Source organism: Mesorhizobium sp. M1252, assembly GCF_040318265.1.
In the GTDB taxonomy this organism is placed as follows: Bacteria; Pseudomonadota; Alphaproteobacteria; order Rhizobiales; family Rhizobiaceae; genus Mesorhizobium.
Genome location: NZ_JAMYLX010000009.1, coordinates 150,958 through 170,360, shown reverse-complemented (window position 1 = coordinate 170,360; position 19,403 = coordinate 150,958). Strand labels below are relative to the sequence as shown.

The window sequence follows — 19,403 nt, the reverse complement described above, 5'->3', positions numbered from 1 at the left end:
CGCCCGGACGCTTGGCGGTACCGATCGTGGACGCGTCCACGATCGGTCAGTCCCGGGAGGGATCAGTTCGTGCCCTTGCCGCCGCATTTGCCGGTGGCAACGTTGAAGTTGCCGCAGGACAGAGGCGCGCGCCAATCCGAAATCAGGTCCTTGGAATCGGGCAGATAGTCGGACCATTCGTCGCCCATCACGAGGCCGGGCGTCTGCGACACGGTCTCGAACTGGCCGTCGGCCTGGATCTCGCCGATCAGCACCGGCTTGGTGATGTGATGGTTCGGCATCATGGTCGAATAGCCGCCGGTGAGGTTCGGCACGGACACGCCGACCATGGCGTCGATGACCTTGTCGGGATCGGTGGTGCCAGCCTTTTCGACCGCCTTCAGCCACATGTTGAAGCCGATATAGTGAGCTTCCATCGGGTCGTTGGTGGTGCGCTTGTCATTCTTGATGAACTTGTGCCAGTCGGCGATGAACTTCTTGTTTTCGGGTGTGTCGACGCTCTCGAAATAGTTCCAGGCAGCGAGATGGCCGACCAGCGGCGCGGTATCGAGACCGGCCAGTTCTTCCTCACCGACCGAAAAGGCCATGACCGGGATGTCCTCGGCCTTGATGCCCTGGTTGCCGAGTTCCTTGTAGAACGGAACGTTGGCGTCGCCATTGACGGTCGAGACGACGGCGGTCTTCTTGCCGGCCGAGCCGAATTTCTTGATTGCGGAGACTTCGGTCTGCCAGTCGGAGAAGCCGAACGGCGTGTAGTTGACCATGATGTCTTCGGCGGCGACGCCCTTGGCCTTCAGATAGGCCTCGAGGATTTTGTTGGTGGTTCGGGGATAGACGTAGTCGGTGCCTTCCAGCACCCAGCGCTTCACCGAGCCACCGTCCTCGCTCATGAGATAATCGACGGCAGGAATCGCCTGCTGGTTCGGGGCGGCGCCGGTGTAGAACACGTTGCGCTCGCTTTCCTCGCCCTCATACTGGACGGGGTAGAACAGGATGTTGTCGAGTTCCGAGAACACCGGCAACACCGATTTGCGCGACACCGAGGTCCAGCAGCCGAACACGGCGGCGACCTTGTCCTTCGAGATCAGCTCGCGCGCCTTTTCGGCAAAGAGCGGCCAGTTGGAGGCCGGATCGACAACGACCGCCTCGAGCTTCTTGCCGAGCAGACCGCCCTTGGCATTCTGCTCTTCGATGAGCATCAGCATGGCGTCTTTCAGCGTCGTCTCCGAAATCGCCATGGTCCCCGATAGCGAATGCAGAATGCCGACCTTGATCGTGTCTTCGGCGGCCTTGGCCGGAGACGACATCGACAGGCCGGCGGCGATCACGCCCGCCGAAAACATTTTTGTTATTGTGGAGAAATTACCCCTCATACCGAAGACTCCCAAGCTGTTTGATTGCACCGCGACAATGCAAAGCAACTGCCGTGCCAAACGCGAAGGCGCCGCTCACAAAGATGGAATAGCCGAGCGTTATCAGCCGGTTGGTATATTAGCCTGGAGAAACAAAAAGGCAGCCGGTAAAAATTGATTGAGGCAAATTTGCGCAGCGCACACCACTTTTGCCTAATTTTCGCCCAATAGAGACAAATGCCTAGTTTTTGATCTCCGGCCGTGGGTTCCGGGCGAACAATGTTGCGGCACCGCGCAAAAATAGGGCAAGCTCGCCCTTCAAAAGAGAGACGTCATGACATCTCGCATCTCACGCATTTCCTGCATCCTGCTGCTGATGGCAACGAGCGGCGCCGCGCGCGCCGATTTCAGCGAGGGCAAACTTCCTGACGGCACCTATCATTGCGAGGTCTATTTGCTCGGCGCCTTCCTCAACCTCGGCGACATCACCATCAAGGGCAATGTCTATACCGGCCCGGTGACGTTCGGAACGGCGCTGCAAGGCTACAACTATCAGATGAACGCCAATGGCGAGATCACCTGGCTCGGGCCGCTGGGCGGCTATACCACCGGTGGCAACTCCGTCTCCATGACACAGGCAACACTGGACGGCGAGACCGCCCCGTCATTCGACATCATTCTGAAGCAGCCCGACGGCGCCTTCACCGCCTCGACCTGCACCAAGGGCTGAGCGATGCGTAGTGCCGCGCCCAGTTGCGGCAAAACCTTCCTCTTATGTCATGTGAATGTTGCCTAAGCAGACTAGGGCAACGGTGCGCCGTAACATCCACCCTGAGAGGCAGACACCATGGCCAATACACCGTCTTCATCCTCCCCCGTCATCCGCGAAATCATTGCCGAGCGCGTCTCGCGCCGGTCTCTTTTGAAAGGCAGCCTCGCCTCCGGCGCGCTGATTGCCGGCGGCAGCTTTGTCGGCTCCTTGTTTGCCGGCGAAACGCATGCCGCCGCAGCGCAGTCGACGCTCGGCTTTCCCGAGCTGAAGCGGGTCTACGACAAGACCCATGCCGCCGCCGAAGGCTATGAGACGACCATCGTCGCGCGCTGGGGCGACCCGCTTGCAGCCGGCCTCGCCGAATTCGACGGCAACAAGGTCGCGGCGGAGGAACAGGAAAAGCGCTTCGGCTACAATTGCGACTACATCGCCTTCATGCCGCTGCCCAAGGGCACGGTGAATTCCGATCATGGCCTGCTCTGCGTCAACAACGAATACATCTCGCCCAATGTGATGTTTCCGGGGATGACCGAGGGCGATGCCGGCAAGACGATGACCAGGGAACAGGTCAATCTCGGCATGGCCGCGATGGGCCATTCGATCCTCGAGGTGCAATTGAAGGACGGCAAGTGGGAAACCGTGGCGGACAGTCCGCTCAACCGCCGCATCACCGCCAACACCGAAATGACCGTTTCCGGACCGGTTGCCGGCCATGCGCTGATGAAAACCTCGGCCGACCCGACTGGCACGAAAGTGCTCGGCACCAGCTATAATTGCAGCGGCGGTTTCACCCCCTGGGGTACGGTGCTGACCTGCGAGGAAGGCGTGTCCGACATTTTCGGCGGCGACCCGAAAAAGGCGACGACTGCCGACCTGCTCGACCGTTACGGCTTCGACGGCTCCGACATCTATGGCCGCGGCCGCTTCCATGACCGCTTCAACCTCGACAAGGAACCGAACGAGGCCAACCGCTTCGACTGGGTGGTCGAGATCGACCCTTACGATCCTCAGTCCAGGCCGGTGAAGCGCACGGCACTTGGCCGCATGTCGCATGAGGCCTCGACCGTGGTCCTCAACAAGGACGGCCGCGTTGTCGTCTATATGGGTGACGACGACTATTTCGAATATATGTACCGCTTCGTCTCGGCCAAGGCCTATGACAAGGCCAACCCGGCCTTCGGCGCCGATCTGCTCGACGATGGCGTGCTGTCGGTCGCCCGCTTCGATGCCGATGGCTCGATGACGTGGCTGCCGTTGGTGCACGGCCAGGGCAAGCTTACCGTCGAGAACGGTTTTGCCGACCAGGCCGAGGTGCTGTTGAAGACGCGGTTTGCGGCAGATGCGCTCGGCGCCACGCCGATGGACCGGCCCGAGGACATCGAGACCAATCCGGTGACCGGCCGCGTCTATGCGGTGATGACCAAGAACAAGAAGCGCGACCAGTCAAAGGTCAATCCGGCCAACACGCGGCCGGAAAATCTCTGGGGCCATATTGTCGAACTGATCCCGCCCGGCGGCCGCGGCGCGGATGCCGACCACACGGCGGAAAAGTATGCCTGGGACCTGTTCGTGCTCTGCGGCAACCCGAAAGATGCCAAGGTCGGCGCCACTTTTCATCCGGACACGTCGGACAATGGCTGGTTCGTCTGCCCCGACAACATCACCTTCGACCCGGCGGGGCGGCTGTGGGTGGCGACGGACGGCGCCAATGATTTCGACCTGCCGGACGGCGTCTATGGCGTCGACACCGAAGGTGCGGCGCGCGGCCTGCCGAAGCTGCTGTTCACCTGCCCGCATGGCGCCGAAGCGACCGGCCCATGCTTCACGCCGGACGGCACGACTTTGTTCCTGTCGGTGCAGCACCCTGCGGAAGATGCAGAGACGCTCGACAAGGCGCAGACGCTGTGGCCCGACTTCAGGGATGGCCAGCTGCCGCGACCGTCCGTCGTCGCCATCCGCCGCAGGGACGGACAGCCGGTCGGCGCATAGTGAGTCCTAGTGAAAAAGGCGGAACGCGCCATGCGCGTTCCGCGTAGCGATCCGGGAGGACGGCTCAGATCGTCTTGGCCGACATTTGCGAAGCGATGTATTCGGCCTGGCGGATAGCCAGCGACACGATCGTCAGCGTCGGATTTTCAGCCGCACCGGTGGTGAACTGGCTGCCGTCCGACACGAACAGGTTTTTGATGTCGTGCGCCTGGCCGTGCTTGTTGACGACGCCGTCTTCCGCCTTTTCGCTCATCCGGTTTGTGCCGAGATTGTGGGTTGAGGGATAGGGCGGCGTCGGGAAGGAGCGCGTCGCGCCGACCGCATCGTAAAGCGCTGTGGCCTGCTTGTAGGCATGGTTGCGCATCGCCGTGTCGTTGGGATGATCATCGAAATGCACGTCGGCGATCGGCATGCCGTGCGCGTCCTTCTCGTCCTTGTGCAGCGTGATGCGGTTTTCCGCGCGCGGCATGTCCTCGCCGACGATCCACAGGCCAGCCATGTGATCATAGTGGTCGAGCGCGGTGGTGAATGAACGGCCCCAGCCGCCGGGGTTGAGGAAGGCGGCCATGAAGGGCAAGCCGAGCGACAGCGTCTCGAATTCATAGCCGCCGACAAAGCCGCGTGAGGGATCGTGCCGCGCCTCGTCGCGGATAATGCCGGCCATGGTGGTGCCGCGATACATGTGCACCGGTTGGTCGAAAATGGCGTAGACCGAACCGGTGGTGTGGCGCATGTAGTTCTTGCCGACCTGCCCCGACGAATTGGCAAGCCCTTGCGGAAACTTCGCTGACTCGGAGTTCAGCAGCAGGCGCGGGCTTTCGATCGAGTTGCCGGCGACGGCGACAATGCGGGCCTTCTGTTCCTGCAGCTTGCCGTCCTTGTCGGCATAGACGACGCCGGTCACCTTGCCTGAGGCGTCGTGGTTGATCTTGATCGCCATGGCATTCGGCCGGACTTCGAGATGGCCGGAGGCCTCGCCCTTGGGGATCTCGGTATAGAGCGTCGACCATTTGGCGCCCCATTTGCAGCCCTGGAAGCAGAAGCCGGTCTGTTGGCAGGAGTTCCGGTCATCACGCTCGACCGAATTGATTGCCATGTTGCCGGTATGACATTCCTTGTAGCCGAGCTTGTCGGCGCCGGCCTTGAGCACCTTGAAATTGTTGTTGCCGGGCAGCCGCGGCCAGCCATTGGTGCCGGTGACGCCCATCTTGGCTTCCGCCTTGGCGTAGTACGGCTCCATCTCGGCCAATGTGACCGGCCAGTCCAGCAGGTTGGCGCCTTCCAGCTTGCCGTAGGTCGAGAGCGTCTTGAACTCATGCTCCTGGAAGCGCAGCGAGGCGCCGGCCCAGTGCGTGGTCGAGCCGCCGACCGATTTGACTATCCAGGCCGGCAAATTGGGGAAATCCTTCGACACCCGCCAGTCGCCGGACGTCGTGCGCTTGTCCGTCCAGGCGAGTTGGCTGAAGGAACCCCACTCATCATTGATGAAATCCTCGTATTCGTGGCGCGCGCCGGCCTCGAGGATGACGACATCGACGCCTTTCTGGGCGAGTTCGTTGCCGAGCGTGCCGCCGCCGGCGCCGGAGCCGATGATCACGACCACGCCGTCGTTGTTGAGATCAAATGAAGCTGCCATGGTTTCCTCCCATGAATTCCTGTTTGCCGGGTTTCAGAACGACGGAAGGGCTCAGAGCCACTCTATGTCGTCGAAACCGCGCGCGATGTAGCCGCCCTTGGAGTAGGATTCGCCCTCGTAGCCGAAGATCGGCCACACCTCCTGCTGGTTGTAGAGGCTGACGACGAGGCCGCCGCGGATGGACTGGAAGAACGGCGTCGCCTCGATCTGCTGCAGCACGGCAACGCGCTGCTCCTCCCAGCCGAGGCCGCGATAGCCGCCCTCGCCCGACTTCTTGTCGAGGTCGGCGATGCCGTCTTCGATCATCGCCTTGTAGGCAGCGTCCTTGCCGGCCTGCTCATCATGCCCTTTTACGGCGATGGCGTAGTATTTGTCGGGCACCTGATCGTGCGGATAGATGTCGCGCGCCATCTGGATCAGCGTCGCCATGGTTTCGGGCTTGAGCGCCGATGTCTCGAGCCCCCAGGCATTTTCAGGGCTGATGACGGCGCTGCCGGAAATGACGAGCAACGCGCCGATGCCGCCGCGTTTGAGAAGTTCACGACGTGAGAGCCTCGCGTCATAGATCGTGACCATTTGTTCCTCCCTGCTTGCTGTTTGCGCCTTTGAACAGCGCCGTTGCTGGCGCCGCGCGGCTGAATGCGGCTGATAATCCCCTACTGGAAGCGCCCTCCACGCTGCAGAACCTCGATCTTGTAGCCGTCGGGGTCCTCGATGAAGAAAAAGCGGGCGATCAGCGATCCGTCGCGGTTGAATTCGACGATCTTCTTGGGGTTGAGGCCGAGCGCGCCGATCCGGTCGTGTTCGCTGTCGAGATCGGACACCGAGACCGCCAGATGGCCGTAACCGTCGCCAAGCCCATAAGGCTCGGTGCGGCCCTTGTTCACGGTGAGTTCGAGCTCGAACCCCGTTTCGGCGTTGGCAAGGTAAATCAGCGTGAATGTCTCGAAATCCAGCCTGTCGGCGACGTCGAGCCTGAAAGCGTTTCTGTAGAAATCGACGGATCTGGCCTCTTGGAGAACCCGGATCATGGAATGGATTGCCTTCGCCAAATCAGTCTCCGCCGCTGCATGTTGGAGGCGATTATGGGCGGCACGCGCGAAAGGTGGTGGCAGCCGGTTACCACGGCTAAATTTGCAATCGCTGCTATGCCAGCGCCTAAAGACGAAAGTCCGATTGCCGATTCGGCCCACAAGGCCGAACATGCAGGGACAACCACAACTTGAAGGCGCGACACGCTGCGCCCAAAACCAACAATATCGGGAGGTAAGGATGTGCAGGGTTTTTGCCGGGCAGGATCCGGAAGGCTATCGACAGATCAACCGGTCGATCCGCATCGACGGTCACTCTACGAGTATCCAGCTTGAAGGAACGTTCTGGGCGCTGCTTGACGAAATTGCCGACAGCCAGGGCCTGACGACGCCGAAGTTCATCTCAAAACTCTATGACGAGGCGATCGAGATCAACGGCGCCATTCCCAACTTCGCGTCGATGCTGCGTACCACCTGCGCGCTCTATCTGCGCGGTCACCGGCCAGACATGGATGAGCTGACGCCGAAGCGCGAAGCGGCCTGAGGAAGCTAGCCTTCCGCCGCAACGTCGAGCCCGAGCCGCGCCATATCGGTGAACAGCGCCTGACGTTCGGAATAGGCAGTCTGTTCGCCGGTCACGATGTTGTCGACGACGGTCAGCAGCGACAGCGCGCGGGCGCCGAAATGCGCCGCGATTCGGTAGAGTGCGCTGGTTTCCATATCGACAGCGAGAGCGCCAAGCGCCTGCGCTTCGGCAAAGCGGTCGCGCCCTACAGGGTGGTAGAAGACATCGCTGCAGATGGTCAGCCCGGCCTGGTGGTCGATGCCGAGCTGGGCGGCGCAGGCCAAAGCGTGGGCGAACAGGCCGGGATCGGGCCCGGCGGCAGCATCGTAGAGGCCGAAGACCTGGCCGCTTTGGTCGCTTTCGGCGCGCACCGACTGCGAGATCACCAAGGAGCGCAGCGGCACGCGGGGTGTCAGGCCGCCGCAGGTACCTGTGCGGATCAGCGTTTTGACGCCGTGAACATCCAGGAGTTCATGCACATAGACCAGGAAGGACGGGACACCGATGCCGGTGGCCTGGATGCTGATGGGACGGCCGCGATAGAGACCAGTGAAGCCGAGTGCGCCCCGGCGGCGGTTGACGCAGCGCGGTGCCTCAAGAAATGTCTTTGCCATCCACTCGGCGCGTTGCGGATCGCCCGGTAACAGCACCGTTGCGGCATAGTCGCCCCTGGCAGCCTCGTTGTGCGGCGTCACGACATGCTCCCCAATACCCGCCGCCCGTTTCGCCTGCAATCATGGCAGCGTCACGTCATTGCGCAAGCTTTGAATTAGGGCGCCCTAAGACTCCAACACATCCTTGACCACGGTGGCCAGCTGCTTGAGGGAGAACGGCTTCGGCAGGAAGCCGAATTGCGCGTCCGGCGGCAGGTTTCTGGCGAAAGCGTCTTCGGCATAGCCGGACACGAAGACGAACTTGATGTCGGGCTGGCGCTTGCGCAGTTCGCCGAGCAGCGTCGGTCCGTCCATTTCCGGCATCACCACGTCGGACACGACGATATCGACCTTGCCGCCGAGCGCTTCGAAGACTTCCAGCGCCTCGACGCCCGAGGAGGCCTCATGGACGGTATAGCCGCGCGAGGTCAGCGCCCGCGAGCCGCCCATGCGCACGGCGTCTTCGTCCTCGACGAGGAGCACAGTGGCCGAGCCCGACAGGTCCTTGGCGCTGTCGGCGGCTTTCACCGGCGCAGCCGGCGCCTCGCTGACGTCGCCGGGCTTCTTCGCCTCCACGATATGGCGCGGCAAGAAGATGCGGAAGGTCGAGCCCTTGCCGACTTCGGAATCGCAGAAGATGAAACCGCCGGTCTGCTTGATGATGCCATAGACCATCGACAGGCCAAGGCCGGTGCCTTTGCCGACTTCCTTGGTGGTGAAGAACGGCTCAAAAATCTTCTTCAGCACGTCCGGGGCAATGCCCGAGCCGCTATCCTCGACCTCGACCACGACATAGTCGGCAGGCGTGAGCTCGCGGTAGGAGAAGCTCTTGCATTGTTCGGCGGTGACGTTGCGGGTGCGCACGGTGAGGTCGCCGCCAGCCGGCATGGCGTCGCGTGCGTTGACGGCCAGGTTGACCACCACCTGCTCGAACTGGCCGATATCGACCTTGACCGGCCACAAATCGCGGCCGTGGTCGACCTTCAGCTTGATCTCGTTGCCAACCAGGCGGGCAAGCAGCATCCGGAGATCGGCAAGCACGTCGGTCAGGTTCAGCACTTCCGGCCGCAATGTCTGCTTGCGCGAGAAGGCGAGCAACTGCCGCACCAGCGAGGCCGCCCGGTTGGCATTCTGCTTGATGTTCATGATGTCGGGGAAGGACGGGTCCGACGGCCGGTGATTGGTCAGCAAAAGATCCGACGCCATGATGATGGCGGTCAGCACATTGTTGAAGTCGTGGGCGATGCCGCCGGCGAGCTGTCCGACCGCCTGCATCTTCTGGCTCTGCGCCATCTGGCCCTCGAGCGCCTTCTGCTCGGTGGTCTCGACGGCATAGACGATGGCCGATTCCTCGGCGCCCTCGCCGGTGCCGTCGGCGACGGCGTTGACGTAGAAGCGGATGTGACGCTCCTCATTGCCTGGCAGCAGCGTGTCGATCGGCTCGATGTCGGCCTGCCTCAGCCGCGCCTTTTCGAACGCGGCGGCAAAGGCCGGCCGGTCGCGCTCATGGATCACGGTGTCCAGCCGCACGCGGCGGTCAACCGCGTCGCCGTCGACGACGGAGGAAAACAGCGACAGGAACGGCGCGTTGGTGCGCAGGATGCGGCCGCCATTGTCGACGGCAGCAATGGCCATCGGCGTCGAATTGAAGAAACGGGTGAAGCGCACTTCCGAAGCCCGAAGGTCGGCCGATGCGTCCTCGCCCTGGGTGCGGTTGAGCACAATGGTGCGGGTCGGACCGTTGGTCCCCTCGCGGCTGGCCGAGACCCGATGCATGAAGCGCACCGGCACCGCCTCGCCGGTTGTCGTCGTCAGATCGAGATCGATGACGGCGTTGCGGGTGGTGCCGGGATCGGCCTTGACCGAGCGCACCAGCGCCATGCCGTCGCCGGCGACGATTTCCGGGAGTGTCACGGCGCCAGGGGTGAAGCTCGCCAGATCGATGCCCAGCCATTCGGCGAGCGTGGCGTTGATGTAGGTGACACGGCCTTCCTGGTCGGCCGAGAAGAAACCGGCCGGCGCATGGTCGAGATGGTCGATAGCCTTTTGCAGGTCGAGGAAGAAACGCTCCTGCTCGGCCCGTTCCTGCGAGATGTCGGCGAGTTGCCAGGCAAGCATCGGCAGGCGCTGACCGGGAACGCTGAAAGTACGGGCTCGCGCCCGGTACCAGCGCGCGCCGGGTTCGGCGCCCGGCCGGATCGACTGTGCCAGCCGGAACTCACCGTCGCCGGCCTGGCCATCGCGCAAGCCCGAGGCCAGCCGGTATATGGTCACCGAAGCTTCGGGGACATCGGAAAGCAGGCCTTCGACCGTCTTCAGATCGGCGGCCGACGCAGCCCCGGTCATCTCGGCATAGGCCCGGTTGGCGTAGACCACGCGGCCCTTCGTGTCGGTGACGATCAGGCCCTGCGACATGGAATCGACGAAGGCCTTCGACAGTTCATCCCCGGTCGAACGCGGCGCGATCTGCACGAAGCCGATGGCCGTGGCGAACAGGAAGCCGACGCCGATCATGGCAAGCACGCCCAGCATGCCGAGCAGGAACGGATCGCCAAGACGCTCGCGGAAAATGCCGAAAACGATCGCGGCCCCGGTCAGGACGATGATGAACACGATGAGCCGGGTAACCGCGCCTGGCCGCGTGTTCTGATCGACGATCGGTACCGGATAGAAATCGCCGCGCGTTTCCCTGGCCATATGCCCCCTGCTCGTGAGTTGTCCGACACCGCCCCCGGCCGGTTGAATCACATTCTCCTAATCCGGAAAAGGCCCTGGCGGCAAATGTCGGATAAAAATGACGCGTCGGTGTTTTCAAGCTGTTCACGAAGCGTGAAGGCAACTTGCGGTGGCTGGCCGCAACGGTCTAGTGTCCCTCCACTTCAAAAGCCGATTGGGGGCACCGATGCAGTGGCTGGATAATGTGGCGGGTCCCGGATATGCCGCAGCGCTGCTGTGGACGTTTGCTGCCCTTGTCCTGCTGGTCATCGTGCTCATCATCATCAGGCTGGTCCGCAACCTGACCTTCGGCACCTTCGTTGCCGGCGGCAGGAACCGCAAGACACGGCTGGCGGTCATGGACGCGACGGCGGTCGACAGCCACCGCCGGCTGGTGCTCATCCGTCGCGACGACATCGAACACCTGCTTTTGATCGGCGGCCCGACCGACGTTGTCGTCGAGCGCGATATCAGACTTGCAGCGCCACGCCGTCCGGCATTGACCGGCGATGGCGGTGTTGGCCAGCAGCAACAGGCGCCGCGGCCGCGCGCAGCACAACCCGCTCCCACCGCGCCCGCAAGGCAGGCGCCACCGCCGCAACCGGTAAGGGCTGCTCCAGCCGCCGTTCCGCCGCGCCAGGCCGCGCCGGCGCCGAAACCGGCTCAAATCTACCAGGCGAGCAATGTGACACCGCTGCCGGCCTATGGCTCCGCCGCCAATACTGCCCGGCAGGCCCCGCCACCGAAGCATGAGTCCATCGACGATACCCTGATGCGGGAGCTCGAGGTCTCGCTCGACGATTCGCACCCCAAACCGGCAAGCAAGCCGGCTGCGAAGGCACCGCAGTCTCTCGACGACGAGATGACCAAGCTGCTCGGCGAACTCGCCAGCCAGAAACGGTAAAGCCCGGCGAACCGTCACATCTTGCCGATTCCCGATCGAACGCCGCTTAAGCGTGTCGTCCGTTTCAGCGCGACGCGCTTTAACTTGGGGGCGGACTAAACCCTTCGGCCAAAAACAGAAATGGCCGGGAAACCCGGCCATTTCTGATGAAACAGTCCTGCCTGACGGCAGCGGCTCAATCGTCGCGATAGACCTTCTCGCGGCGTTCGTGGCGCTCCTGCGCTTCGATCGACAAGGTCGCGATCGGACGCGCATCCAGCCGCTTCAGCGCGATCGGCTCGCCGGTTTCCTCGCAATAGCCGTATGTGCCTTCATCGATGCGCTGCAGCGCCGAATCGATCTTTGAAATGAGCTTGCGCTGGCGGTCGCGGGCCCGAAGCTCGATGGCGCGGTCGGTTTCCGAGGAAGCGCGATCGGCGAGATCGGGATGGTTGGCGTTTTCCTGCTGCAGGATTTCGAGGGTTTCGCGCGCTTCGCGCAGTATGTCGGTCTTCCAGGTGACGAGCTTCAGGCGAAAGTAGGATTTCTGCCGTTCGTTCATGAACGGCTCGTCTTCGGAGGGTACGTAATTGGCTGTAACGATATCGTTCATTCGACTCACCCAACAACCCCAAATTTGGCGCCTATATATTCGCGCAGAGAAGGCTGCACAAGCGTAATCCGCGCGCGTTTCACGCAATTGTTAATGCCGCGCGGGCGATCCTCAGCAAAGCCTTCCATAGCAAGGGCGCGGGCGAATTCGCACATGATTCGCTGCGCTTGGGCGTCGCCGCCCATTGTGCCTCAGGCCTTTCTCGTGGCTAATCCAGTTGTGTCATTGGTGGGCAGCACACCATTGGGGGTCCGGTGAGCAGACTGTATCTGTTGAGGCATGCGAAGGCTGGCTGGGCCCTTCCCGGCGTGCGCGACTTCGATCGCCCGCTCGACGCATCCGGCATTGCCGATGCCGAAATGATGGGGACTGCGATGCGTGCCCGCAACTACATCCCCGATATCACGCTCTGCTCCAACGCCAAGCGGGCGCGCCAGACGCTGGAAGGCATCGCCGGCCACACCGATACCGGCCGGGTGCTGTTCTTCGACACGCTCTACAGCGAGGATGCCGCCGGCTACCTCGCCATCATCCGCAGCAATGGCGGCCCCGGCTCGCTGCTGGTCATCGGCCACAATCCGATGACGGAAGACCTTGCCATGGCGGTCTCGGGCGATGGCGACGAGGCCGCGCGGGCCATCATGAACCATGGTTTCCCGACCTCCGGCCTTGCGGTCGTGCGCTTCGACGGTACCCTCACCGACGCCGCGCAAGGTTCGGGCTATCTCGAAGCCTTCCTGACGCCCGCCGATCTCTGAGCGGAAACCGGCCAGGTCCAGGCGCCATTTCAAACTGGAGATGCAAAGCCTATATCGGGCGAACGGAAGCCTCGAGAGAACAGATTTTGGCATCATCGCTGACCACTTTCACCGACGAAGCGAGAATTGCCCTGGATACGCTGTCGGGGCGTGCGAGCGGGCTTTTTTCGCCGTCGCTTCGGCTGGGCGTTACCGGCCTTTCGCGCGCCGGCAAGACAGTGTTCATCTCCGCCCTTGTCCACAATCTCATCCATGGTGGGCGCCTGCCGCTGTTCGAGGCGCAGAAGTCGGGACGGATCGCTCGCGCCTTCCTCGAGGAACAGCCGGACGATGCCGTGCCGCGTTTTCAGTACGAGGACCATATCTCCGCCCTGGTCAACGACCGTGTCTGGCCGGACTCGACGCGCGCCATTTCGGAACTCAGGCTCACCATCGAATATGAGTCTGCCTCCGGTTGGAACCGGATGTTTTCCAGCGGCCGATTGTCGGTCGACATCGTCGACTACCCCGGCGAATGGCTGCTCGACCTGCCGCTGCTCGGCAAATCCTTCGCCGATTTTTCGCGCGAGGCGTTCGAGATGGCGATGCTGCCGGTGCGGGCCGACCTGTCGCAGGACTGGCGGGCGCTGTCGGCGAGGATCGAACCCAATGCCGAAGCCGACGAGATGACGGCGCGGCGCCTCGCCGAGAGTTTTGCCGCCTACCTCAAGGCCTGCAAGCTCGACGAGCGGGCGCTTTCGACCTTGCCGCCCGGCCGTTTCCTGATGCCTGGCGACCTCGAGGGATCGCCGGCGCTGACCTTCGCGCCCTTGCTGCTCAAGGGTGAGAAACGGCCGCGCTCCGGCTCGCTGCAAGCGATGATGGAGCGCCGCTACGAGGCCTACAAGACGCATGTGGTGAAACCGTTCTTCCGCGAACACATCACCCGCCTCGACCGCCAGATCGTGGTGATCGACGCCATGCAGGCGTTGAACGCCGGCCCCGGCGCGATGGCCGACCTGGAACGCGCGGTGACCGAAATCCTCTCCTGTTTCCGTCCTGGCCGAGGCAATTTCCTCACCGACCTGTTTTCACGCCGCATCGACCGCATCCTGGTTGCCGCGACCAAGGCCGACCATTTGCATCACGAAAGCCATGACCGGCTGCAGGCAATCGTGCGGCGGCTTGCCGACCGCGCCGTGGCGCGGGCAAATTTCACCGGCGCCGATGTCGATGTGGTCGCCATGGCGGCGGTGCGCGCGACGCGCGAAGGCACGGTCAAGCAAGGCCGCGACACCCTGCCGGTGATCATCGGCACGCCGCTGAAGGGCGAGAAGATCAACGGCGAAACCTTTGATGGTAAAGCCGAAACCGCCATATTTCCCGGGGACTTGCCGGAGAAAATTGATGCGGTTTTCGACGTTTCGGAAGCCGACCACCGGCAGAGCAGCGACGATCCGGCGATCCGTTTCGTGCGCTTTCGCCCGCCAAAGCTCGAACGCACCGCTGAAGGCGTCACGCTGTCGCTGCCGCATATCAGGCTCGACCGCGCCTTGCAGTTCCTGATCGGAGACCATCTGGCATGACCGCGCCCCGCAGACCGGCAGCTTTCCGCATCGAGCCGGAGGCCGAACCGAAGCAGGAAACGCGCAGCCCCCATGCCGAGCCGCCGCGCAAGCCGCGCACCGTCGTCGTGCCGGCCGAGATCGATGTCTTCGATGAGCCGGACATTGTCGCCGCCGAACCGCCGCCGGCGACCGCGCCGCGCAGGCGCTCGCTGTTTGCCAGCCTGTTTTTCGGCGCGGTCGGCGTGCTGGTTTCGCTCGCCGTCGGCCTGTGGACCGACCAGCTCATCCGCGACCTGTTCGAGCGCGCAGAGTGGCTGGGGTGGCTGGCAGCGGGAATGGCCGCAATTGCCGTGTTGGCCCTCGCAGTCGTGCTGGTGCGCGAATTCCTGGCTATCGCCCGGCTGGCCGAGGTCGAAAAACTGCAAAAGCGGGCGCTCGATGCCGTGGCCCGCGACGATCCGAAGGCTACAAGGGCCGTCGTCGAAGAGCTTTCGGCCTTTGTCGCTGCGAAACCCGAAACCGCGGCCGGCAGGCGCTCCCTGGCCGAATTGCGCGGCGAGATCATCGATGGCGGCAATCTGGTGCGACTGGCCGAGACCGAAATTCTCGGGCCGCTCGATGCGAGAGCCAAGGTGATGATCCTCGAAGCAGCCAAACGCGTGTCGCTGGTCACCGCCGTCAGCCCCCGCGCACTCGTAGACGTTGCCTATGTCGTGTTCGAGGCCGGGCGCCTGATCCGCCGCTTGTCCGAACTCTACGGCGGCAGGCCGGGCACGCTGGGCTTTTTCCGGCTGGCGCGCAGCGTTCTTGCCCATCTGGCGGTGACCGGCTCGATCGCCGTCGGCGACAGCTTTGTCCAGCAGATCGTCGGCCATGGCCTTGCCGCACGGCTTTCGGCGAAACTCGGCGAAGGCGTGGTCAACGGCATGATGACGGCGCGTATCGGCATTGCTGCCATGGAGACGGCGCGGCCCCTGCCCTTCATTGCCGGCAGGCGGCCGGGTATGGGCGATTTCCTGTCGGCGCTGACCTCGTTTGCGGCCAGAAAAGAGAATGAAGCACCCGCCTCGACCAAGTGAACGCCCTCTCGCGGTCACCAAGCATTAACCAATCTTGTTCATGGTCGTCCAACAACAGCCTCCTTGTTGCCGGGTGTCGTCTATGAAAAGCGTAATCTTGTCCTGCGTCCTGCCCCTGGTCGCGCTTGCAGCACCTCTGGGCCCGACCGGGAAAGCCTTTGCAGCGGAGCCCGACAAGCAGTTCTTCCGCACCGTTGAAGGCAAATGGGTCGGCCCGGGCGAAATCATCGCCGGCAAATACAAGGGCACGAAGTTCACCTGCAGCTTCGACGGCTCGACGCCGGACAACAAGACCGGCATGACGCTCGATGGCGACTGCCGCGTCGGTGTCTTCACCCAGAAAATGTCGGCGACCGTCGAGCGCAAGGGCCGCGACTACAAGGGCAATTTCATGGGCGGCGCCGCGGGGTCGGGCCTGGACATCATCGGCGGCAACGTGGTCGATGCCCGCAAAGTCGTCTTCACCATCAACCGCAACCAGCTGCGCGGCGTCATGCAGGCCCGCATTCCCGACGACAATTCGATGACGGTGACCATCGCCGTGCGCGTCGACCAGCAGCTGGTGCCGGTCATCGGCATGAGCCTCAAGCGCGTCGACGCCGTCGAAGTCGGCTCCATCGCCAAAAACTGACTCTCAAGCGGTTCCCCGAAAAAAGCGCGGAACGGGGTTGCACTGCGCGTTAGCTGAGCTGTTCCGCTCAGCTCGATGTCGGGAAGGACACGCCACCTTGCGGCCAGGTTGGCGCTCCTCAAGCACGGGCCGCTCGGGCGGCACCTTTCTGCCGCGACCGGACATGTGGCGCGCAACCGACGATGTCAGCGTCTCCGATGGCCCAAGCCACAGCAAGGCCAACGTGTCATGGTCCTGTGCGTGCCGGCGGTCCTCCGTGTCAGCGCGATGCGCTTTAAGAACACCAGCAAAAAAGGCGGCGGCTACTCGAGCCACCGCCTTCCTCAATTTCCGAACGAAGAATCAGCCCTTGATGGCGGCCGTCAGATCGTCATAGGCCTTGCAGGCGTCGGCCGGCGTGGTGGCGCCCTGATATTTGGTCGTCACAGCCTGCACCTTGGCGGTCAGGTCGGCGGCCTTGGTCGGATCCTTGGTGATCGCTTCCTGCAGCGCGGCGGTCATTTCCTGCGCCTTCTTGGCCGCGATTTCCTGCGTGCATTCAGGCGCCTTCGAACAGGCCGATGCGGCAAGCATGGCGACACCCACGCCGACGAGCAAAAACTTCTTCATGTCAGTCATTCTCCTCACGAAGGCAGAACTTGATCGTCGCTGCCTTCCAACGGCCGAAGCCTGGCGTCCCATAGCCGCCGATTGCGGCAAAACGCAACGTGTGCGGCGCATAAACCTGTGCAGCGCTGCTGCAACGGCGCGGACGGCCTGATTGAGGCCGCCCGTGTCAGACGAAGCGAGGTTTCAGCCACGAGGCTGCAGCAGCGCCAGTGCGGCCGTCGCCGCGGCAAGGACGGCGGTTAGGGTCAAAGGTCCCGTAGCGCCATAGGTGTCCACGACATAGCCGCCGACAACCGCACCGACGGTGATGGCAACCTGGAAGGAAGTGACCATCAGGCTGCCTGCTGCTTCCAGCGCATCAGATGCCGCGCGAGACATATTGGTCGGCAGCACCACCGGCGCCATGCCGAAGGCGAAGCCCCACAGCGTAACAAAGCCGAAGGCAACGCCGGTTTGCGCGCCCCAAAGCACCAAAGCGAGTGCCGCAAACGCCATCAACGCGGCGGTAACTGCGAGGGCCATGTGGATGTTGGTGTCGGCCAGGCGGCCACCGGCAATATTGCCGATCACAGCGGCGATGCCGAACCCGAGCAGCGCCAGGGCAATCGGCCCGGTTGTGAGGAGCGTCACCTGTTCGAGGAACGGGCGCACATAGACCGAGCCGGCAAAATGCCCGGTCATCAGCAGAACAATGGCAAGCATGCCGAGTTGGATGCCACGCCGCCGTGTCAGCCGAAAGACGTCTGCAAGGCTGTTGCTTGCCGCCGCAGGCAAGGTCGGCAGGCTGAGAAGCTGCAGCAGCATGGCAAGCGCGGCCAGCCCCGCCGTCATGGCCATCGCGCTGCGCCATCCCAGCCAGTCACTGATCAACGCACCCATCGACGGCGCGGCAATGGTCGCGAGCGAGACGCCGAGGGTCACGATCGCCATGCCGCGACCTGTCGCATTGGCGCCGACCAGCCGCGCCACGACGGCAACGGAAAGTGCCCAGAAAGCGCTAAGAGCGATCCCCAACCCGGCCCGGCCCAGCAACAGCAGCCAGAAATTGGGCGCCAGCGCCGCAAGAATATTGGAACCGACCGCCAGGGCCATGAGGCCAACCAGCACCGCCTTGCGGTTCAATCGGCCGATGAGAACATTGCTCAACATGGCCGTCACGGCGCCAACGGAAGCGGTGGCGGTGACGACCTGTCCGGCAGTTCCCTCGCTGATGCCGAGATCGCGCGCCATCGGCGTCAACAGACCTGCCGGCAAGAACTCGGCTGACACCAGGGCAAAGCTGGTGGCCGCCAATGATAGGACCGCAAACCATGTGGCCGCGCTCCACGCGGCTGGTGCATCGGCATCAAGGCCGATTGCGGCGTCTTCAAGCTGTAATGTTGTGTCCGTCACGGAAAGATCTCCACAGTTGGAGATCTTAGATAGGCGAGTCCGCCCGGATGTTATGTACCTTAAAATCCGAAATTCATATCCATTCGTCCGGGAATTGTGCGACGCACAACGCCTGGCGAGACATTGGTGATGCGCTTGAACGCGCGGGCGAAGGACGCCTCGGAATCATAGCCCAAACGGGTAGCGACTTCGGCAACCGACAAGCCGTTTTGGCCCAGCAATTCGCGGGCAAGCTGCATTCGCAGGCGGGCGAGATAATGTGCGGCACCCTCCCCCAATACCGCGCTGAAGCGCTCGGCGAAAATCGAACGCGATTGGCCTGCCACGCCGGCGAGGCTTCCCAGCGTCCAGTTGTGGCCGGGGTCGCGGTGCATGGCCGCCAGAGCGCGGCCTATATGGGGGTCGCGGATGGCTGCGAGCCAACCGGTGGTCGATGCGCCGTTGCAATTGACCCAGCACCGGATGAGCCTGGCTGTCAGCAAATCCGCCATACGCGACAGGATGGTGGCGCTGCCCATCTGCGGTTGCGCGGCCTCCACCGTCATGGCCGCCAGCAAAGGGCCGACCATCGGGTCATTGCCGGCCACGTCGCAACCCTTGATGAGAGGCGGCATCAACGTGATCAACGGATTGAGCGCATAGGAGCCGAGAGACATGGAGCCGCAGAAAAGGGTGCTTGTCGCGCCCGTTCCCTGCCGTATCACTTCGCAAACGTTGCCGCCCAACTTGATCACCTGGCAGCCCTCGAGCGAGTCGCCCACCACGTCCGGCGCACTCGCCAGCCGATGGGCGATGCCTTGCGGCAGCAGCACCAGATCGCCATCGCGCAACTCCTGCCAGCCTTGCGCTTCGGTGTGAATCCAGCATGGACCCTGGCCGACAAAGTGAAAACGAAGCAGTTGTTGTTGCGGAAAGTCTATGCTCCATGGGTGCCGGAGTTCGCAGCGGCCATAGTTGACGCCACTCAAGCGAAAGTCTTGCAGAACTTCGCTGAGCGCATCCATCGGGATATGTGGCAGCGGCGACGGCCGGGACGAATAATCAGGCATTTGTCAGATATAGATACCGGCCGTCCGACAGGCAAGCGCAGACTGTTGTTCCACCGGGGAATCGCTGCCGCGGCACCCTACCCATCCTGGCAGGCTTCCCGACCCTTGCCTCCCGCTCCCGGTGCATGC

19 protein-coding genes are annotated in these 19,403 nt (G+C 63.0%); 8 read left to right on the top strand and 11 right to left on the bottom strand.

Annotated elements, in window-relative coordinates; all coding sequences use genetic code 11:
* Positions 1 to 62: 62 nt before the first annotated feature.
* Positions 63 to 1,373, bottom strand: coding sequence for an urea ABC transporter substrate-binding protein (gene urtA / locus NKH22_RS19535; protein ID WP_352910609.1), 1,311 nt, complete (start codon positions 1,371 to 1,373; stop codon positions 63 to 65).
* A gap of 313 nt (positions 1,374 to 1,686) precedes the next feature.
* On the opposite strand from urtA, the gene NKH22_RS19530 reads away from it, so the two are divergent.
* Both NKH22_RS19530 and NKH22_RS19525 read left to right on the top strand, forming a co-directional pair.
* On the top strand, positions 1,687 to 2,082 hold the full coding sequence (locus NKH22_RS19530; protein ID WP_023684620.1) for a hypothetical protein: 396 nt from the start codon (positions 1,687 to 1,689) through the stop codon (positions 2,080 to 2,082).
* Between the two features lie 117 nt (positions 2,083 to 2,199).
* Positions 2,200 to 4,113, top strand: coding sequence for a PhoX family protein (locus tag NKH22_RS19525; RefSeq protein WP_352910606.1), 1,914 nt, complete (start codon positions 2,200 to 2,202; stop codon positions 4,111 to 4,113).
* Between the two features lie 64 nt (positions 4,114 to 4,177).
* On the opposite strand, the gene NKH22_RS19520 is transcribed toward NKH22_RS19525, so the two are convergent.
* The 3 genes from NKH22_RS19520 to NKH22_RS19510 all read right to left on the bottom strand — a co-directional run bounded on the left by NKH22_RS19520 (position 4,178) and on the right by NKH22_RS19510 (position 6,801).
* Entirely contained in the window at positions 4,178 to 5,749 is a 1,572-nt protein-coding gene (locus tag NKH22_RS19520; protein ID WP_023670928.1) for a GMC family oxidoreductase, read from the bottom strand.
* Between the two features lie 51 nt (positions 5,750 to 5,800).
* Entirely contained in the window at positions 5,801 to 6,325 is a 525-nt protein-coding gene (locus NKH22_RS19515) for a twin-arginine translocation pathway signal (protein WP_023712396.1), read from the bottom strand.
* Between the two features lie 80 nt (positions 6,326 to 6,405).
* Positions 6,406 to 6,801, bottom strand: coding sequence for a VOC family protein (locus NKH22_RS19510; protein WP_352910602.1), 396 nt, complete (start codon positions 6,799 to 6,801; stop codon positions 6,406 to 6,408).
* Positions 6,802 to 7,021: 220 nt separating this feature from the next.
* Between NKH22_RS19510 and NKH22_RS19505 the strand changes: the two genes are divergently transcribed.
* The gene (locus NKH22_RS19505) at positions 7,022 to 7,324 is read left to right on the top strand and encodes a ribbon-helix-helix domain-containing protein (protein ID WP_023670924.1); all 303 of its coding nucleotides are present in this window, start codon (positions 7,022 to 7,024) and stop codon (positions 7,322 to 7,324) included.
* 5 nt (positions 7,325 to 7,329) lie between these two features.
* On the opposite strand, the gene NKH22_RS19500 is transcribed toward NKH22_RS19505, so the two are convergent.
* Both NKH22_RS19500 and cckA read right to left on the bottom strand, forming a co-directional pair.
* Complete coding sequence (locus NKH22_RS19500) at positions 7,330 to 8,040, bottom strand: purine-nucleoside phosphorylase (RefSeq protein ID WP_023712397.1); 711 nt, start codon at positions 8,038 to 8,040, stop codon at positions 7,330 to 7,332.
* Between the two features lie 84 nt (positions 8,041 to 8,124).
* Positions 8,125 to 10,695 carry a cell cycle histidine kinase CckA gene (gene cckA / locus NKH22_RS19495; RefSeq protein WP_023688649.1) on the bottom strand — a complete coding sequence of 857 codons (2,571 nt, stop codon included), beginning with the start codon at positions 10,693 to 10,695 and terminating at the stop codon, positions 8,125 to 8,127.
* A gap of 205 nt (positions 10,696 to 10,900) precedes the next feature.
* Here cckA and NKH22_RS19490 point away from each other — a divergent pair, with 205 nt between their 5' ends.
* Positions 10,901 to 11,617: a flagellar biosynthetic protein FliO gene (locus NKH22_RS19490; RefSeq protein WP_023693371.1), complete on the top strand. Its 717-nt coding sequence runs from the start codon at positions 10,901 to 10,903 to the stop codon at positions 11,615 to 11,617.
* Between the two features lie 175 nt (positions 11,618 to 11,792).
* On the opposite strand, the gene dksA is transcribed toward NKH22_RS19490, so the two are convergent.
* Positions 11,793 to 12,209 carry an RNA polymerase-binding protein DksA gene (gene dksA, locus NKH22_RS19485; protein ID WP_023673491.1) on the bottom strand — a complete coding sequence of 139 codons (417 nt, stop codon included), beginning with the start codon at positions 12,207 to 12,209 and terminating at the stop codon, positions 11,793 to 11,795.
* Positions 12,210 to 12,214: 5 nt separating this feature from the next.
* Positions 12,215 to 12,394, bottom strand: a complete 180-nt coding sequence (locus NKH22_RS19480) for a hypothetical protein (RefSeq protein WP_023696495.1) — start codon at positions 12,392 to 12,394, stop codon at positions 12,215 to 12,217.
* A 69-nt stretch (positions 12,395 to 12,463) separates the two neighbouring features.
* Between NKH22_RS19480 and NKH22_RS19475 the strand changes: the two genes are divergently transcribed.
* From NKH22_RS19475 to NKH22_RS19460, 4 genes are all read left to right on the top strand, one after another.
* On the top strand, positions 12,464 to 12,967 hold the full coding sequence (locus tag NKH22_RS19475) for a SixA phosphatase family protein (protein ID WP_023696494.1): 504 nt from the start codon (positions 12,464 to 12,466) through the stop codon (positions 12,965 to 12,967).
* 86 nt (positions 12,968 to 13,053) lie between these two features.
* On the top strand, positions 13,054 to 14,532 hold the full coding sequence (locus tag NKH22_RS19470) for a YcjX family GTP-binding protein (RefSeq protein ID WP_023673493.1): 1,479 nt from the start codon (positions 13,054 to 13,056) through the stop codon (positions 14,530 to 14,532).
* Positions 14,529 to 15,593: a YcjF family protein gene (locus NKH22_RS19465; RefSeq protein ID WP_352910600.1), complete on the top strand. Its 1,065-nt coding sequence runs from the start codon at positions 14,529 to 14,531 to the stop codon at positions 15,591 to 15,593. Before NKH22_RS19470 ends, NKH22_RS19465 begins: the two co-directional genes overlap by 4 nt.
* Before the next feature lie 82 nt (positions 15,594 to 15,675).
* Positions 15,676 to 16,224 carry a hypothetical protein gene (locus NKH22_RS19460; protein ID WP_023673495.1) on the top strand — a complete coding sequence of 183 codons (549 nt, stop codon included), beginning with the start codon at positions 15,676 to 15,678 and terminating at the stop codon, positions 16,222 to 16,224.
* Positions 16,225 to 16,566: 342 nt separating this feature from the next.
* Here the strand turns inward: NKH22_RS19460 and NKH22_RS19455 are convergent, their stop codons facing one another.
* From NKH22_RS19455 to NKH22_RS19445, 3 genes are all read right to left on the bottom strand, one after another.
* Positions 16,567 to 16,833, bottom strand: a complete 267-nt coding sequence (locus NKH22_RS19455) for a hypothetical protein (protein WP_023685989.1) — start codon at positions 16,831 to 16,833, stop codon at positions 16,567 to 16,569.
* Between the two features lie 183 nt (positions 16,834 to 17,016).
* Positions 17,017 to 18,225 carry an MFS transporter gene (locus NKH22_RS19450; protein ID WP_023715852.1) on the bottom strand — a complete coding sequence of 403 codons (1,209 nt, stop codon included), beginning with the start codon at positions 18,223 to 18,225 and terminating at the stop codon, positions 17,017 to 17,019.
* A 59-nt stretch (positions 18,226 to 18,284) separates the two neighbouring features.
* A complete protein-coding gene (locus NKH22_RS19445; protein WP_023673498.1) occupies positions 18,285 to 19,274 on the bottom strand; it encodes an AraC family transcriptional regulator in 990 nt (329 codons plus the stop codon).
* Positions 19,275 to 19,403: the final 129 nt, after the last annotated feature.

What these genes read in the sequence shown, in the direction of transcription:
- NKH22_RS19490 (WP_023693371.1), top strand. Translation starts at nt 10,901, where the DNA reads ATGCAGTGGCTGGATAATGTGGCGGGTCCCGGATATGCCGCAGCGCTG.
- urtA (WP_352910609.1), bottom strand. Translation starts at nt 1,373, where the DNA reads ATGAGGGGTAATTTCTCCACAATAACAAAAATGTTTTCGGCGGGCGTG.
- NKH22_RS19460 (WP_023673495.1), top strand. Translation starts at nt 15,676, where the DNA reads ATGAAAAGCGTAATCTTGTCCTGCGTCCTGCCCCTGGTCGCGCTTGCA.
- NKH22_RS19455 (WP_023685989.1), bottom strand. Translation starts at nt 16,833, where the DNA reads ATGAAGAAGTTTTTGCTCGTCGGCGTGGGTGTCGCCATGCTTGCCGCA.
- NKH22_RS19465 (WP_352910600.1), top strand. Translation starts at nt 14,529, where the DNA reads ATGACCGCGCCCCGCAGACCGGCAGCTTTCCGCATCGAGCCGGAGGCC.
- NKH22_RS19505 (WP_023670924.1), top strand. Translation starts at nt 7,022, where the DNA reads ATGTGCAGGGTTTTTGCCGGGCAGGATCCGGAAGGCTATCGACAGATC.
- NKH22_RS19525 (WP_352910606.1), top strand. Translation starts at nt 2,200, where the DNA reads ATGGCCAATACACCGTCTTCATCCTCCCCCGTCATCCGCGAAATCATT.
- NKH22_RS19445 (WP_023673498.1), bottom strand. Translation starts at nt 19,274, where the DNA reads ATGCCTGATTATTCGTCCCGGCCGTCGCCGCTGCCACATATCCCGATG.
- NKH22_RS19480 (WP_023696495.1), bottom strand. Translation starts at nt 12,394, where the DNA reads ATGGGCGGCGACGCCCAAGCGCAGCGAATCATGTGCGAATTCGCCCGC.
- dksA (WP_023673491.1), bottom strand. Translation starts at nt 12,209, where the DNA reads ATGAACGATATCGTTACAGCCAATTACGTACCCTCCGAAGACGAGCCG.
- NKH22_RS19520 (WP_023670928.1), bottom strand. Translation starts at nt 5,749, where the DNA reads ATGGCAGCTTCATTTGATCTCAACAACGACGGCGTGGTCGTGATCATC.
- cckA (WP_023688649.1), bottom strand. Translation starts at nt 10,695, where the DNA reads ATGGCCAGGGAAACGCGCGGCGATTTCTATCCGGTACCGATCGTCGAT.
- NKH22_RS19515 (WP_023712396.1), bottom strand. Translation starts at nt 6,325, where the DNA reads ATGGTCACGATCTATGACGCGAGGCTCTCACGTCGTGAACTTCTCAAA.
- NKH22_RS19530 (WP_023684620.1), top strand. Translation starts at nt 1,687, where the DNA reads ATGACATCTCGCATCTCACGCATTTCCTGCATCCTGCTGCTGATGGCA.